The sequence below is a fragment of the Anabaena sp. TISTR 8404 genome, from assembly GCF_056847745.1.
The window spans coordinates 1,701,626-1,716,658 of the sequence record NZ_CP180578.1 but is presented as its reverse complement, the minus strand read 5'-3'; the positions used below and the strand labels follow the sequence as shown (position 1 = coordinate 1,716,658).

The 15,033-nt window shown below is 39.8% G+C and carries 14 protein-coding genes; 7 read left to right on the top strand and 7 right to left on the bottom strand.

Annotation, left to right across the window (positions count from 1 at the left end; all coding sequences use genetic code 11):
* Window positions 1–590 precede the first annotated feature (590 nt).
* The gene (locus tag ACMX3D_RS07340) at window positions 591–1,613 is read left to right on the top strand and encodes a GGDEF domain-containing protein (protein WP_482750779.1); all 1,023 of its coding nucleotides are present in this window, start codon (window positions 591–593) and stop codon (window positions 1,611–1,613) included.
* A gap of 47 nt (window positions 1,614–1,660) precedes the next feature.
* On the opposite strand, the gene ACMX3D_RS07335 is transcribed toward ACMX3D_RS07340, so the two are convergent.
* The 3 genes from ACMX3D_RS07335 to ACMX3D_RS07325 form a co-directional block, all read right to left on the bottom strand.
* The gene (locus tag ACMX3D_RS07335; protein WP_482750778.1) at window positions 1,661–2,170 is read right to left on the bottom strand and encodes a TIGR00725 family protein; all 510 of its coding nucleotides are present in this window, start codon (window positions 2,168–2,170) and stop codon (window positions 1,661–1,663) included.
* Window positions 2,171–2,176: 6 nt separating this feature from the next.
* Complete coding sequence (locus ACMX3D_RS07330) at window positions 2,177–2,755, bottom strand: hypothetical protein (RefSeq protein ID WP_482750777.1); 579 nt, start codon at window positions 2,753–2,755, stop codon at window positions 2,177–2,179.
* Between the two features lie 181 nt (window positions 2,756–2,936).
* On the bottom strand, window positions 2,937–3,818 hold the full coding sequence (locus ACMX3D_RS07325) for a 4-hydroxybenzoate solanesyltransferase (protein ID WP_482750776.1): 882 nt from the start codon (window positions 3,816–3,818) through the stop codon (window positions 2,937–2,939).
* Between the two features lie 302 nt (window positions 3,819–4,120).
* Here ACMX3D_RS07325 and ACMX3D_RS07320 point away from each other — a divergent pair, with 302 nt between their 5' ends.
* On the top strand, window positions 4,121–5,770 hold the full coding sequence (locus ACMX3D_RS07320) for a Ppx/GppA phosphatase family protein (RefSeq protein WP_482750775.1): 1,650 nt from the start codon (window positions 4,121–4,123) through the stop codon (window positions 5,768–5,770).
* Between the two features lie 43 nt (window positions 5,771–5,813).
* Here ACMX3D_RS07320 and ACMX3D_RS07315 read toward each other — a convergent pair whose 3' ends face one another.
* Both ACMX3D_RS07315 and ACMX3D_RS07310 read right to left on the bottom strand, forming a co-directional pair.
* On the bottom strand, window positions 5,814–6,992 hold the full coding sequence (locus tag ACMX3D_RS07315) for a sensor histidine kinase (RefSeq protein WP_482750774.1): 1,179 nt from the start codon (window positions 6,990–6,992) through the stop codon (window positions 5,814–5,816).
* 633 nt (window positions 6,993–7,625) lie between these two features.
* On the bottom strand, window positions 7,626–8,633 hold the full coding sequence (locus tag ACMX3D_RS07310) for a cyanophycin synthetase (protein ID WP_482750773.1): 1,008 nt from the start codon (window positions 8,631–8,633) through the stop codon (window positions 7,626–7,628).
* 533 nt (window positions 8,634–9,166) lie between these two features.
* Here ACMX3D_RS07310 and ACMX3D_RS07305 point away from each other — a divergent pair.
* The gene (locus tag ACMX3D_RS07305) at window positions 9,167–9,403 is read left to right on the top strand and encodes a hypothetical protein (RefSeq protein WP_482750772.1); all 237 of its coding nucleotides are present in this window, start codon (window positions 9,167–9,169) and stop codon (window positions 9,401–9,403) included.
* A gap of 235 nt (window positions 9,404–9,638) precedes the next feature.
* Here ACMX3D_RS07305 and ACMX3D_RS07300 read toward each other — a convergent pair whose 3' ends face one another.
* Window positions 9,639–10,787, bottom strand: a complete 1,149-nt coding sequence (locus ACMX3D_RS07300; protein ID WP_482750771.1) for an alanine--glyoxylate aminotransferase family protein — start codon at window positions 10,785–10,787, stop codon at window positions 9,639–9,641.
* A gap of 155 nt (window positions 10,788–10,942) precedes the next feature.
* On the opposite strand from ACMX3D_RS07300, the gene ACMX3D_RS07295 reads away from it, so the two are divergent.
* The 3 genes from ACMX3D_RS07295 to ACMX3D_RS07285 all read left to right on the top strand — a co-directional run bounded on the left by ACMX3D_RS07295 (window position 10,943) and on the right by ACMX3D_RS07285 (window position 12,376).
* Window positions 10,943–11,431: an HPP family protein gene (locus ACMX3D_RS07295; RefSeq protein WP_482750770.1), complete on the top strand. Its 489-nt coding sequence runs from the start codon at window positions 10,943–10,945 to the stop codon at window positions 11,429–11,431.
* Window positions 11,428–11,733, top strand: coding sequence for a DUF1499 domain-containing protein (locus ACMX3D_RS07290; protein ID WP_482750769.1), 306 nt, complete (start codon window positions 11,428–11,430; stop codon window positions 11,731–11,733). The genes ACMX3D_RS07295 and ACMX3D_RS07290 overlap by 4 nt, the downstream gene beginning before the upstream one ends.
* Before the next feature lie 241 nt (window positions 11,734–11,974).
* On the top strand, window positions 11,975–12,376 hold the full coding sequence (locus ACMX3D_RS07285) for a DUF4189 domain-containing protein (protein ID WP_482750768.1): 402 nt from the start codon (window positions 11,975–11,977) through the stop codon (window positions 12,374–12,376).
* Window positions 12,377–12,612: 236 nt separating this feature from the next.
* Here ACMX3D_RS07285 and ACMX3D_RS07280 read toward each other — a convergent pair whose 3' ends face one another.
* Window positions 12,613–13,698: a glycosyltransferase family 4 protein gene (locus tag ACMX3D_RS07280; RefSeq protein WP_482750767.1), complete on the bottom strand. Its 1,086-nt coding sequence runs from the start codon at window positions 13,696–13,698 to the stop codon at window positions 12,613–12,615.
* Window positions 13,699–14,083: 385 nt separating this feature from the next.
* Between ACMX3D_RS07280 and ACMX3D_RS07275 the strand changes: the two genes are divergently transcribed.
* Window positions 14,084–14,884, top strand: a complete 801-nt coding sequence (locus ACMX3D_RS07275; protein WP_482750766.1) for an ABC transporter permease — start codon at window positions 14,084–14,086, stop codon at window positions 14,882–14,884.
* Window positions 14,885–15,033 lie beyond the last annotated feature (149 nt).

The following is a 15,033-nucleotide window of genomic DNA, read 5'->3' as shown; positions in this document are numbered from 1 at the left end:
GTTTTTTTTAAGGTTAGCTCGATTTAGATCACCATATTTTATCTATCGTGTATTCACCTATTTCAACAGGCAGAATTTACGAATCAAGCCTAGTTATACATAACTGTGTAGCTAGGCTTTATCCATAAACTAATCCTGACCAAGAAAAAAATGTATTACATTTTTTTTGTTTATTAAGCATCTCGGTTTTTACGGAATCAAGCCAAAATTTATAATTTTTTAAATATTAAATTCGGTCAAAGAAAATAGAGTGATCCCATCCAGTAAGATGGCTACTTTTCGTATTCCTACTATTAGATAACTAACACCTGGAAACTACAGTTATAGTTTTGAGACTAAATATAAATTCCGTATTTATACTGTTTTAAAAAAAATAGATGAAGACCGACAGTAATTATCAGAACTAGAGAGTTATCTGTTTGTATTCAGGTAATATATTAAGATGATATTAAAATTATCAGGGTATAGTTAATTTAAGGTTATGACTATCAAATAAATAGTTAATCTATCAATACTCAAAAAATTGATAGATTAACTATTTTAAAAATTAGTGGGAAGTTTTAGCTTGAAATAAGGCAGATAGTACAAAAATGAATATCTCTATTCTGGTCTTTGGAAGTGATAAATTTGTCGCCAAACTTCCCGATCAGATCCTGGATACAACCGCTTTTAGTTTAGAAGTTATTGCTGACTTCCATCAGGCAATTTCTCAAATTCAAATTTCTCCGCCGGACGTTATATTTGTGCAAGCAAGTTTGGATGGGAGTATAGAACTGTGCGGTTGGTTGAAAAACCAAACACAACTATCTTGGTTGTATTGTATCCTTTTCGAGGATCGTTCCTATCAGTTGGCAGCTAAAAGTAAGCAGGATTTAGGTTGGGAATGGGAAATGACTGCTACTGCACTTAGACAAGGTGCTGATGCTTACATTTGGCAGTTGAGTGATGAAGTTATAGAGAATAATCCGGCAAGTTTAGCAGCTCATCATCAGGTAATACTAGCTCAGTTGAGTGTTGGTTTACGGAAAGCGCAAAAATACCGTGAACTAATGCGGACAAATGATTTATTATCAGCGATCGCTTTAGCCGATTCGTTAACAGAAATTAGTAATCGTCGGGCTATGGAATGGGATTTACCTCGACAAGTGAAAAAATCTCGCACTCAAGGAATACCCTTGAGTTTGATTATTTTAGATATAGATTATTTCAAAAAAGTTAACGATACCTATGGGCATTTAGTTGGCGATCGCTTATTACAATTATTAGCCTACCGACTGCGGCATAATCTGCGTTCTAAAGATACTCCTTTCCGTTATGGTGGTGAAGAATTTGTAGTTGTTCTCACTAACACGACCGGTGAAGAAGCAATGATAGTCGCAGAACGCTTAAATCGCATAGTTGCTGAACAACCATTTGCCATTAACGAAGAACTAACTATTCCCATCACAATTAGCTTAGGTGTTGCTAGTCTCCAATCTAATGATGATGATAAAGGTTATAGCTTATTAAATCGTGCTGATCAATGTCTTTTGAATGCGAAAAACGCAGGACGTAACCAAGCCGTTAGTTGGGAATACCCTGAGTTTTCCCATCTCAAAGCTGTTTCTTCATAAATAGGATACATCACTCGACTAAAAGCCAAACTTTTTCTTTTGACTTTTTACTTTTGACTTTTGCCTTGTTGTACTAGGTATTGCCGTACACTGGCGATCGCATCCAAAGCACTCTCCACAATATAAACGTTTTTTGGCGATAGTTTCTGAAAGAAATTTTGGCTTTCTCTATCGTCAGTTAATAAAATTACGGGCTTATTTGCTTTCAAAGCTAAGGCAATTTCGGAAGCAGTTCCTGCACCCATACCACAAGCAATTACCACATGACTAGAAATAACATTGATGTTATTTCGTGCGTTTCCCATGTCTGTGAAAATTGCAATATCGACCGCTTCCGAAATACCATCAGGTTGACTACCAGGAAGAATTCCTAAGGTTAACCCATTAACAGACTTTGCACCCTTACTTGCTGCATCCATCACCCCAACATTTCGCCCACCAGTTAATAAAATCCATCCTTGTTGGGCGATGAGTTCGCCTAATTGATAGGCATTTTGTAAATCATTACTTGTCGCCCCTTCTCCAGGCCCCATCACCCCAATTACGATTTTTCGCATTCAGCTTTACCATTTTTCAGCCCAATAAACAATTTCTGAAGCTGCACTATCAATGGCTACGCCATAGCTATCACCATGATTCCATTTAAATCCAGGAGTACCTTTATCCTCCGCATTCAACACTAAGATTTCATAAGAAGGTGGAAAAGATTCTCCCTCAGCATCACCAGTGTAGAAAAAGGTAGTCGGAACACCGTTGGGGAGGTTGGCGTGGACGTTGGTATCACCACCTAAGTATTTATGCTTAGCTAGTTTTCTGTATTGTGTCAGTAATTTTTGAATTTGTGCGGGTGATTGTTTTTCTCTCACTTGCAAGAAACTACTAGCTTGGGCAACTCCTGGGGAGTAAGCAATGCGCACATCTTTTGCATCAGCCGTAATTTCACGGGGAAAATGCTGAATTTCTGCTGGGCTTGCCCAAAGTTGATTGCGGATTTCACTGTAGCGAGATGTATTAGTAATAATTTGCGATTCAGTAGTACTACTAAATGCTTTTCTCATCAAAAAACTGCCGCCAACAATTCCCAAACTACTCAGGGAAAAGAAAACTATCATGGCGGCTTTAGCAAGGTGCGAGCGCTGCATTGCGTTGGGTGCGGCTAAATTACATAGGCATATACCCAACAAATAAACCATATTCGTAAGATTGCGGAGCTAATACCAAAAATATTGATGAAATCTTTGTGTAATCAGGGAAAATACGGGGCTTTTATAAAAATAATGTAAATCGATTCAGTAGAGACGCGATGTATCGCGTCTCTAAAGATTAAATCCAGCCAACAATCATCCCAGCCAGCAAAATAAAGCCAATCCACACATTCTGCCGGAACATTTCACCGTAAGCAGCATGAGGCAAATCTTTCTGTTTCAATCGCCAATACTGCCAAACCCAGCCAATAGTAGACACTGCTAAAGTCATCCAAAAAGCCAGGTGAAGGTTAATCACAATACCCAGCCAACCTAATAACAAGATTGTGCCAGCAAAGAAAATACCTATGGCATCTGGGGCATAATTGCCAAAAAACAAAGCGCTAGAGTTAATACCTATGCGTCGGTCGTCTTCCTTGTCGCTCATGGCATACACAGTATCAAATCCCAAAGTCCAGAGTACAGTTGCGCCCCACAATAACCAAGTTGCTTGGGAAATGCTACCTGTTACCGCACTCCAGCTAATCAACACCGCAAAACCCCAAGCGATGGATAATACCAGCTGCGGCACAGGAAACACTCGCTTTGCCCCTGGATACAGTAGAATTACCGGGACTGCTGCTACTGATAGCCAAAAACTCAGAGGATTCAGATAAAATGCCAGAATCGCCGCACATCCGAGCGCTATAATAGCTACTACAACGCCAACTTTAATTGACAAGGCACGAGAAGCTAAAGGGCGATCGCGGGTTCTCTCAACTTCTGGGTCAATATCTTTATCCCACAAATCGTTAATCACACACCCAGCTGCACTTGTGGTGAGAGTCCCCAACACAATCACTCCCACCAAAGGTAAAGGCGGTTGACCAGCCGCCGCCAAAACCACAGCCCACAGGGCAGGAATCATCAAAATTAACCGCCCTTCCGGTTTATGCCACCTTAAAAGCCGGATAATCACAAGCCATACAGGTTCCTGGTTGCGTTCTGGCGTACTCAACATAAAAATCAACAAAAATTACTAAAATTTGATAAGTTAACACTTCTTTACATCTATAGAATAACTTTATTTGTTATTTGTAAAAACACAACCTAAATTTGCAACGATGGATACATTTTCATCGTCACTCAAGTTGTAAATGGCAGGGTAAATCTACAGGCTAGAGTCTAGAGATGAGAGACTTAGTATTTTTACTCAGAACTCAGCACTCAGAACTCAGCACTTTTAAAGGTACACAGTTTCAGAGTCCAAAATCCCGCAATCCCATCTTTTATAGTCCTTCCTAAATAGAGAGAGAAAACTAGATGCTAGATTTAGTTTCCGCTGGCTGGGAGAGTGTGAAAACTCAACCAGTTCAACAACACCGGATTATTGCTGCCATTGATTTGGGAACAAATTCTCTGCACATGGTGGTGGTGAAAATTGATCCAACCCTACCAGCGTTTAGTATTTTTACCAGAGAAAAAGAAACTGTGAGACTGGGCGATCGCGATTTAACTACTGGTGAGTTAAAACCAGAAGTGATGGATAGGGCGATCGCCACTTTGAGGCGTTTTCAAACAGTTGCTGAAACTTTTAATGCCGAAACCATCATTGCTGTGGCTACCAGTGCAGTGCGGGAAGCCCCCAATGGCAAAGATTTTCTCCACAGAATAGACAGCGAACTAGGTTTAAGCGTTGACTTGATTTCTGGTCAAGAAGAAGCACGCCGCATCTATTTAGGAGTGCTGTCGGGGATGGAATTTAATAACCAGCCCCACATGATTATTGATATTGGTGGTGGTTCGACAGAAATTATTTTGGGAGACAGCCAAGAACCGCGCACACTCACCAGTACAAAGGTGGGTGCAGTGCGGCTAACTGGGGAGTTCATCACCACCGACCCCATCAGCAATCCAGAGTTTCAATATCTGCAAGCGTATGTCAGAGGAATGCTAGAACGTTCTGTAGAAGATGTTTTAGCAAATCTTCAGTGTGGCGAATCTCCGCGCTTAGTGGGAACATCCGGCACAATTGAAACGCTCGCCATGATTGATGCCCGTGAAAAGTTGGGTACGATGCCTTCGACACTTAATGGCTATCAATTGAGTCTCCAGGATTTGCGCAGTTGGGTGAATCGCTTGGCCAAAATGACCAACGTCGAAAGAACAGCCATTCCCGGTATGCCAGAAAAGCGGTCAGAAGTAATTTTGGCAGGGGCGATCGTCTTGCAAGAAGCGATGATATTGTTGGGTGTAGATGCGGTCACACTGTGCGGGCGGGCGTTACGAGAAGGCGTAATTGTCGATTGGATGCTAACTCACGGTTTAATTGAAGACCGATTACGTTACCAAAGTTCGATTCGCCAGCGGAGTGTGCTGAAACAGGTAAACAAATATCACATCAATATTGAACATAGCGATCGCGTGGCTGTATTTGCCCTAAGTTTATTTGACCAAACTCAAGGCATCCTGCACAACTGGGGCGATGATGAACGCCAACTTTTATGGGCAGCGGCAATCTTACATAATTGCGGCCACTATATCAGCCATTCGGCTCACCACAAACACTCTTACTATCTCATTCGCAATGGTGAATTATTAGGCTATACCGAAACCGAAATCGAAATCATTGCGAATTTAGCCCGTTATCATCGCAAATCTCCACCCAAGAAAAAGCACGAAAATTTCCGCAATTTGTTGAGCAAAAATCATCGGCAAATAGTTTGTCAATTAAGTGCAATTTTAAGATTAGCAGTAGCTTTAGATAGACGACAAATTGGCGCAATATCACAGGTTAGATGTAATTATTATCCTGATTTGCAACAAGTAAATCTATCAATTTTCCCGACTCATTCTGATGATGACTGCTCCTTGGAAATGTGGAGTTTAAATTACAAAAAAGGCGTGTTTGAAGCAGAATTTGGCGTGAAATTAGTTGCTACATTAGAAACTGCTAAACTCGCAATTAACTAATACTAAAGACGCGAGTTATCGCGTCTTCCCTATTCCCTGTTCCCTACAAAGGCAAAATTACCGTAAATGTAGAGCCTTTTCCTAATTGTGAATCTACCTTGATTTCACCATGCAACAATTGAACTAAGCGAGAAACAATTGCTAACCCTAACCCTGTCCCGTTAGAATCTTGCGGTTGTTGATTGTTGACTGCGCGAAAATAAGGCTGGAAAATTTTGGTTTGAGCATCAGATGCAATGCCTAATCCGGTATCAGTAATAGATATAGCCCAAGTCTGTTCAGATTCCTGGTAACATTGCAAACTAACTGTCCCAGATTCTGTATATCGAATGGCGTTACTGAGTAAATTAGTGAGAATTTGCTGAACTCGCAGGGGATCTGTAGTAACTTGATGAGGAGCGCGATCGCAATCAACAATTAAAGATAATTCTTTATTACGTGCTAAAGGTTCAATTATTTCCACAACTGAGTTAATTAACTCACGCACATCAGTCACAGTTGGCTGTAATATCATTCTGCCAGCATCATAACGAGAAATTTCCAAAGTATCGTTAATTAACCGCAGAATTAGCCTACCGCTTTTCATCACTCGCTCGATACTTTCAAGATTAGAATACGAATCCTTGATTTCTGGATTTTGGCGCTGCTGACGGAGAAATAAGTCTGCGTAACCAATAATGGAAGTTAAAGGTGTTTTGAGTTCATGCGCCAACTGCGACAAGCTATCCTTACTAGCGCGAACCAAACGAGTTAGTTCTTGGTTAGTCAGGCGTAACTGGCTTTGGAGTTGTTCTAACTCTTGTAGCCTGCCTTGAGTATAGCTATTAAAGCAACGCGCGATCGCTTCATCAATTACCGTATCAATCAGGCGCACAGCCCGCAACAATTCTATAGGAGATGCTTTTAATAAATCTTCTTCCAAAAAAGAAAAAATTACAAACCTTAGTAAACGATACTCGCGTGCAATTTCTGCTGGCTCAAATCCTTGTTCAGCACGCAGTGAGCCGTGTTCTAAACTTGCATCAACTACTGTTTGCAAATCGCTTTTTTCCGATTCCGAAAGTACTGTTGCTAATGCTTTTAAAACACGAGGTAAACTATCTCGTACAGCTTTAAAACTTAACTCCTGAGTTGCTTCAATTTGTTCATCTTGATAGACTGCTTCTACCCATTGCTCAACAATGGCATCACTTTTATTAATCAGAGTTTGGCTAAAATCCATCTTTTATTTAAGGATAGTCAGCATCTGCAACAAGAAGTAGCTTAGTGCGTTTTCAATGGCGATCGCACCTTACAAAAGATGGAACTTAGCAAAAAATACAGCAGGGAACAGGGAATAGGGAACGCTTAACAGCTTTGAAAGCCTCTTACTATATAGCTTTATTGTTCAAATTTGTACCTCATTCACTTGCAATCTGCTGTATCTTTGTTTTGTCACAGTAGAAGAAGAAAATAGAAATTCCAAGCACAATAAAATAAACCAGGTGCTTAGAGGATGTTTGGAAAGTCATGAAAGATACTAAAAACCCCTCTCCAAACCTCTCACGCCAGTTGCTACAACGGGGAGACAGCCGCGTGGGCGGGTTTCCCGACTTGAGCGGACTGTCGTGGGAACCCCCCTTCGGGTTCACAGTCGCCTGGGTCGGGAAACCCTCCCGCAGCGCTGATTCACCGCAACGCACTGGCTCCCCGAAGCGGAGAGAGGCTTTGAAACCCCAATTTCCTACAAGGGAATGGGGGCTAGGGGGGTTAGGCTTTTAAAATTTTGTTGTTAACAATAATACTTTTCAAACAACCTCTTACTTATTTCCTGTTCCCCGTTCCCCATTCCCTTTCTCTAAAAACAATTCAAAAATTAATTCGAGTTACTATACACTTGCTCATTTTCCAACGCTTTGAGAATTTTAAAATATAAATCTTCCACTCTTTTTACTTGAGCCTCACCAATAGCAGCATAATGAGTTAACCCAGGCGAACCATTAACTTCGATAATCACATAATTGTTCATTGGCATGGTGATATCATCAGTAATAATATCTAAACCTGCCAATCTTAATCCCATATCTTTGGTGACATTGATTGCTAATTTTTGAAAATCAGGGTGGATACTTTCAGTCATATCTACTCCATCCCCACCACTTGATAAATTAGCATTATCTAACAGATAGACAATAGCATTTTCAGGCACGATGCTATCCAACTTGAGCTTTTGGCGTTTTAATTTTCGTTTGATCCGGAAATCATTAACATCGATATTATTTTTTCTACCATTAGCAATGAAATACTTTTCTTTTTGTTGTATAAGTTCTAAAACAGTAGACTTGCCATCACCGACAACACATAGAGGAATTCTTTGATATACGGCAAGTACTTCATTATCCATGACTACAATTCTGTAATCATTACCAAGATAAAATCTTTCAACAATAAATCCTGGCGTAATCCGTAAGATTTTTTTAGCAACTTGATAATATTCGGTTTTATTATATACCTTAGTTACAAATCTACCTTGGCTGAGGTTAATCGGCTTCACAATTACCGGAAAACCTAATTCTTTAGCGTAATTAAATCCCGCATCAATATTTCTCTCACTTCCTATTTTTTCACATAATTTGTTGCTAAAAAAAGTTTGCCCTTCAGTAACTTTATATCCAAAGTGTTTCAGAAAAAAATTAGAATATGCTTTATCTTTAGCTATTTCGGCAGAACCAAAACCGTTAATATTTAATTTACTATGACTAAAACAAGCTTTATTTCCGTTTTTAAAGGTAATATGCCCGACAAAAGCATATTCAGGGTCTACTACAACTACTGCACCGATTTGCAGAGCAATTTTTTGAATTATTGATGTTACTAATGGCATTTGCTGTATCCAAAAGTATAATTCGCAGAAATTTTAACGAATTGATCAGCATAAATCAACATAATAAAAATAAAGCACTAAAAAATGTTTTTTTTCAAGTGACTAAAAATTAAAGTAAGTTTATTTATAATAATTAATAAAAATTAATATTATTATCTAAGTTAAAAAAAGCTGTCTGACAGTAGTATTTTATACATTTTAATCAAATAGTATATTTTGAGACATTAAGAAATTTTTCCTGTTGGTATTAAATGTGCGTGTAGAAGTAAGTAATCCTGTTGGAGATGCCACACTTGTTAATAAATTAAATTTTGGATTTGTTTTTTCCTTCCTTAGTTGCTACAGAAGGATTTGAGTTTGATCGCCAGTTTAATTTTCAAGATCAGTTCTTGTAAAAAATACTGCTAAATCTTGACAATCCAAAAATAATAGAATAACAAGGTGGCAGCAACTTGAAAAAAGGCGTTAGTGCATCCCCGCCAAGAGAAGTCAGTAACGCCCTCACTGAAAATTACACACGGATATTTTAAATCATGCCACAAAATACCGAATACAAAGCTAATCAAAACGAAAATCAGGCGATCGCTTACAAAGAACGCCTAAATGCTTGGGCAATTGCCCGCTTACAGCCCGATGCCCAACGAGAAATTGTCGCCCGCTTTCGCAGTCGTTCCGATGCAGATGGCTATATGCAGCGCTTACGTCAAATGATGCCTGATGCTTCTTTTATGGTTGTCTTTGATTGTCAACGCGAAGAAGTTGTAGCTTAAAGTGTCGAGCAATTATTTAATTTCCAATTTGAAGGATTAAGGGTGCAGTTGCCATTATTATTGAGGTGCGTTACCTCCCTGTTAACGCACCAATGTTAAATATTTATGATTATGGGGAGAAGCCACTGCGTTCGGTCGCCAGACTCCCTCAGTGGCGTTGGTGAGTTGGGAATAGGGAGTAGTGAAAAATTATTTTTCCTAATCCCTAGCCTCTAGCCTCTAGCCCCCGTTCTAACTATTTTGGTAATACTTGTCCCAGTGCTTCTATCAGTCGGTCAACATTTTCTTTACGGCTATTAAAGCCCATCAAGCCAACGCGCCAAACTTTACCTGCTAGTTCTCCTAGTCCACCGCCAACTTCAATTCCTTGTTCTGTTAATAGCTGTCGTGCAATAGCTTTACCATCCACCCCTTCAGGAATGCGGACTGTTGTGAGAGTTGGCAAACGATACTCCCGTTCAACGTGCAAACTCAATCCTACTTCTTCTAGCCTCTCCCAGAGATATTCCACATTCTTTTGATGACGCTGCCAGCAGTTTGCTAGTCCTTCTTCTGCCACTAACCGCAATGCTTCCCGCAGACCATAATACAAGTTGATTGGGGCTGTATGATGATAAACTCGTTCACTACCCCAATACTTACTCAGCAAAGTCATATCTAAATACCAGTTTGCCACCTTTGTGCTGCGGCGCTGCAATTTTTCCCAAGCACGGGGACTCATGGTAAAAGGCGAAGCCCCAGGCGAACAACCCAAGCCTTTTTGACTACAGCTATAAGCTAAATCTACGCCCCACTCATCTAAAAATATCGGCACACCACCCAGGCTGGTGACAGTATCGACTAATAACAGCGTGCCGAATTCCCGACACAGTTCACCGACACCTTCTAAAGGTTGACGCGCACCCGTAGAAGTTTCGGCGTGAACCAAAGCCAAAATTGCTGGACGATGCGTTTCCATAGCAGTGCGGAGTTCCTCTAAAGAGAAAACTTGCCCCCAAGGTTTGGTAATGGTACGTACATCAGCACCATATCGTCCAGCCATATCGACAAGGCGATTACCGAAGTATCCAGCCACACCAATTAAAACAACATCACCGGGTTCGACAGCATTGGCGATAGTTGCTTCCATTGCAGCGGAACCTGTACCACTGACAGCGATAGTGAGGGGATTTTCGGTTTGCCAAACATAACGCAGTAAAGACTGAATCTCATCCATCACCTTTAAGAAATCTGGGTCAAGATGTCCTAGGGGAGAAGTATTCATTGCCTGGAGAACTGTAGGATGGGCATTGGAAGGGCCTGGCCCCAACAGTAATTTGGATGGGATTTCCAGTGGTTTGAGTGGTAAGCGCTGACTATCGTTAATCGAGATTGTTTGGGACATAATAAACTTTTGCCTAGACAGTACTTACCGCATCATAGAGCGATCGCATCACCCTTGTATCGTCTAGAATTAATCTCTCAATTGCAGGAAGCGGCAATTGTTGCCAAGTTTTACAGTAAATGCTAGTGAATCAAAAACGTTCGAGTTGAAAGCCTATGGAAGGCGCAAATCGCCAGTGGCGACACAGATTAAATTTCAAGGGAGAGATAGCCTTGGTTACTGTACCGACGGTAATTGTACTGGTGGTAATGGCTTTAGTAGAAGCCCTAACTCAGCAGCGCCTACTGTTTGCTTCCCTGGCTTCTAGTGCGTTTCTGATTTATCTCGATCCCCAGCACGGGACAAACTCTGTGCGAACTCTCATTCTTTCCCAAATGATGGCTGCAAGTATAGGGTTTATCACCTACATGTTATTTGGTGGCGGATATCTTTCTGGTGGTGTGGCAATGGTAATTGCGATCATATTTATGATTTTATTGGATGCGATGCACCCTCCGGCTGTCGCTACTTCTTTAAGTTTTGCTTTAAAAGCTGGTAATGTTAGTAATTTAGTGTTGTTCGCTTTGGCAATTGGCATTACTGCTGTGTTGGTAGGATTAGAGCGTTATACGTTATGGGTACTAACCCATTACCACCATAATTGAAGCAGAATTCAGGTCACCAAATTGCACCCCTCACTTTTTATACTAGTCCCGAACAAGCGATCGCCAATCTCAAAAATATTATTCAGTCATTACCCAGAACCACAATTATTACTGAAAATTCGGACTATTTGTATGCAGAGTTTAAAAGTGCTTTGATGGGATTTGTTGATGATGTAGAGTTTTATCTAGACCACAGTACTAATGTTATTCAAGTGCGTTCAGCTTATCGTTTAGGACAAAGTGATTTAGGTGTTAATCGCAAAAGAATTGAAACAATTCGTGCCAAACTTAAGAAATTCTAGTTTATTGACATTACACTGAATTATGTAATGTTTTGTAAACTGTCAAGACCGAAAATATTTACTATTTTTTGTGAAAAATAATATCCCCAACTTCTTAAAGAAGTTGGGGATATTTATAAAGTATATCTTTATCAAAGACTAGTATAAACGCGCATCTCGAAATTAATTCTTGTAGCGAATAATAGTTGCAACACACAAAAGAAAAGTGTGTAGCGACACCCTGATATTATTAGGAAATAATATGTTAAGACTAGGTTTTAAAAAAGGCTTATTAACAGCGATCGCAGTTGTATCTATAATACCCGGAATCACGCAGACTGCTGATGCTGGAGCTACCAGAGACGTATTTGGAGCAATTTCTTATTCTTCTTCTACTAAAGTTTACTCATCGGGAATTGCTAAAACAAAGCAAGCAGCAGTAAATGCTGCCTTAAATAACTGTCGCCGTGAAACTAAAGCTAAAGATTGTACAGTCCCATTATGGTTTAAGAACGCTTGGGGAGCCTTAGCTGTTGGTTCTGATGGTAGTTATGGCACAGGCTGGGGAACTAACCAATCTTTAGCTGAAAGATTTGCTGTAGAAACCTGTGAAAAATACGGCGGTGAAGATTGTCGAGTTGTTTTTATTAAACAAGCCAGATAATAGGCTTTTTGAGTTTAAAGTAGACAGGCGATCGCATTCTTCTTAATGAGGGTGCGATTTTTTTATATATCGCATCTAAAGAACAGAATTCAGGAACCAGGAGCCAGAATTATCTAATTGAATTCTGTGGAAGTAGCGGTTAAATTGCAAAAGTTTAATACATTGTAGATTTAATGATTCTCAATCAGTAAACAATTCGACTCGCCACTGTTTGATTCTAGCTCCTGAATACTGCTTTAATTTTTGACCATTCCTGAAGTTATGGTACTACGAAGATGCCCATTTTTCGCAAATTTCTTTTGCAAAATTTGCCGATAAACTTCTTCGTAACCATCAGTCATCCGCTGACAGCTAAAGTTATTTTCGACATGTTGGCGACAAGCATATCGATCTAACTCCGCTGCTTGATTAATCGCACTCACGCACTCTGTCACATTGTTGCAGAGAAAACCTGTTTTGCCGTGAGCAATTATCTCTGGTGTAGAACCTAATTCCAGAGCAATGACTGGTGTACCTGCGGCCATTGATTCTACCATCACTAAACCAAAGGGTTCACGCCAAGTAATTGGGAATAATGTTGCTACTGCACCACCCATTAAAGCATTTTTTTGTTGATGATTTGCTTCACCTAAATATTCAATTTGTTTGCCATCAATTAAAGGTTTAATGTCTCGTTCAAAATACTCTACATCAACAACATCTACCTTCCCAGCTATTTTTAAACGCCAACCAGATTGTTTTGCTATTGCGATTGCTAAATGCGTTCCTTTCTCTGGAGATATCCGACCTAAAAATGCTAAATAAGGTGGTTCTTCGGATTCGGGATGAAATTTATAACTACTAACATCAATACCGTTATAGACGGTAGCTGTATAGTTCAAATCTAGAGTTAGTTCTCTTTGGGTATGAGAAATACTGATAAAAGGTTGACGTTTCGCGTGTTGAAACATCTTTTGATTATCAGATGTAAAAACCCCGTGTAAAGTATGAACTGTCGGGGTACTTACGAGATTTGCATAAGACAGTGCTGCACAACCCATGTGAGAGTGAATAATATCAAATTCATCGGCTCGTTCGTATACCGAAGCTAACTGCAACATTTCATAAATGTTATATTCTTTGACATTCTTGTCGAGTCTTAAAGCACGAGGATGTACTGATTCTAGCTTGGCTAAACTGATAGAATCACCGGAGGCGAATAAAGTAACTTCGTGTCCGCGTCGAACTAATTCATCGGTTAGTAACCCCACTACTAACTCTATACCCCCATAAGCTGGGGGTGGTACTCTCTCCCATAGTGGTGCAACTTGAGCTATTCTCATCCCAAACCTCCTAAAAGATATATTTGAATTAATAGTGTCTGCTTTTTGATTTACAGTTGTTTAGTATTCAACAGTGATGAGTTTTGAGTGAGAACAACCCACGTAAGTTATAACTCAGCACTTTTTTCTAAGCACTATCAATTCAATTTGAAAACGAATTTTATAAATAACTGCATCAAAATATTAGACTTTAACTTATAAAGAAGTTGTCTATCTTTGTAGAGAATTTTTTCTCTCCTGAAGAGGTAAACTTGGTTTTAAATAGTGTGTTAACTAAGCCTCTTTGTGGCGGGTATCAGAAAATTAACTTTTACACCCCTATTTTTTGACTTTTGAGTTAAATCAGATACACTAGAAAAATATTGAAAATTACTAAACTCTAAACATGAATATTTCTCCAGTACAAAAAAAACCGCGTGTCGCATGGCAGGCGGTTTTGTCAATAATCATGTTTATTTTCATGTATTTACCTATACTGGTACTAGGCTTTTACAGTTTCAACCAGTCTCCTTACAGTGCTACTTGGCAAGGATTTACTCTTGATTGGTATCGCAAACTCTTCAGTGACGATCGCATTTTATCTGCATTGAGCAATAGTTTGATAGTTGCCTTTTGCGCCGTGGGAGTTTCAGCAGTCTTGGGAACATTAATGGCGGTGGGTTTGGCGCGTTATCAATTTCCGGGTAAGACTTTGTATCGTGGTGCTTCTTACTTACCCTTAATTATCCCTGATATTGCGATCGCTGTTGCTACTCTGGTTTTTCTCGCCGCCTTTGCCATCCCGTTGAGTTTATGGACAATTGTCGCCGCCCATGTGGTATTTTGCCTAGCCTACGTCGGACTCGTTGTAGCTTCACGCCTCAATAACTTAGATCCGCACTTAGAAGAAGCAGCATTAGATTTAGGCGCAACACCAGTACAAGCGTTTATAAAAGTCTTACTACCACAATTAATGCCAGGAATTGTAGCTGGTTGTCTGCTGGCTTTTGTTCTCAGCTTAGATGATTTTTTGATTGCCAGTTTTACTGCTGGTAGCGGTTACAACACTTTGCCAATGGAAATTTTTAGTCGGATTAGAACTGGTGTTAAACCTGATATTAATGCCCTCAGTATGTTGCTAATTACAGTATCGGCGATTGTGGCTTTTATCGCTGAATTGATGAGGATTTTAGGAGAACGGAAGTAGGATTTTGGAGAGTAAAAAATTTGCTGTCTCCCAGATTACTGTAGGCTATATTACAGCATGAATATTATCTAATTAATCAAAAAGATACACAGATCATTTTTAAATTGTATTTAATTTATCTTTGATAAATTCATCACAATGTACTAATT

Coding starts and splice junctions, on each gene's coding strand:
- ACMX3D_RS07340 (WP_482750779.1), top strand. CDS start 591: ATGAATATCTCTATTCTGGTCTTTGGAAGTGATAAATTTGTCGCCAAA.
- ACMX3D_RS07335 (WP_482750778.1), bottom strand. CDS start 2,170: ATGCGAAAAATCGTAATTGGGGTGATGGGGCCTGGAGAAGGGGCGACA.
- ACMX3D_RS07330 (WP_482750777.1), bottom strand. CDS start 2,755: ATGCAGCGCTCGCACCTTGCTAAAGCCGCCATGATAGTTTTCTTTTCC.
- ACMX3D_RS07325 (WP_482750776.1), bottom strand. CDS start 3,818: ATGTTGAGTACGCCAGAACGCAACCAGGAACCTGTATGGCTTGTGATT.
- ACMX3D_RS07320 (WP_482750775.1), top strand. CDS start 4,121: ATGCTAGATTTAGTTTCCGCTGGCTGGGAGAGTGTGAAAACTCAACCA.
- ACMX3D_RS07315 (WP_482750774.1), bottom strand. CDS start 6,992: ATGGATTTTAGCCAAACTCTGATTAATAAAAGTGATGCCATTGTTGAG.
- ACMX3D_RS07310 (WP_482750773.1), bottom strand. CDS start 8,633: ATGCCATTAGTAACATCAATAATTCAAAAAATTGCTCTGCAAATCGGT.
- ACMX3D_RS07305 (WP_482750772.1), top strand. CDS start 9,167: ATGCCACAAAATACCGAATACAAAGCTAATCAAAACGAAAATCAGGCG.
- ACMX3D_RS07300 (WP_482750771.1), bottom strand. CDS start 10,787: ATGTCCCAAACAATCTCGATTAACGATAGTCAGCGCTTACCACTCAAA.
- ACMX3D_RS07295 (WP_482750770.1), top strand. CDS start 10,943: ATGGAAGGCGCAAATCGCCAGTGGCGACACAGATTAAATTTCAAGGGA.
- ACMX3D_RS07285 (WP_482750768.1), top strand. CDS start 11,975: ATGTTAAGACTAGGTTTTAAAAAAGGCTTATTAACAGCGATCGCAGTT.
- ACMX3D_RS07280 (WP_482750767.1), bottom strand. CDS start 13,698: ATGAGAATAGCTCAAGTTGCACCACTATGGGAGAGAGTACCACCCCCA.
- ACMX3D_RS07275 (WP_482750766.1), top strand. CDS start 14,084: ATGAATATTTCTCCAGTACAAAAAAAACCGCGTGTCGCATGGCAGGCG.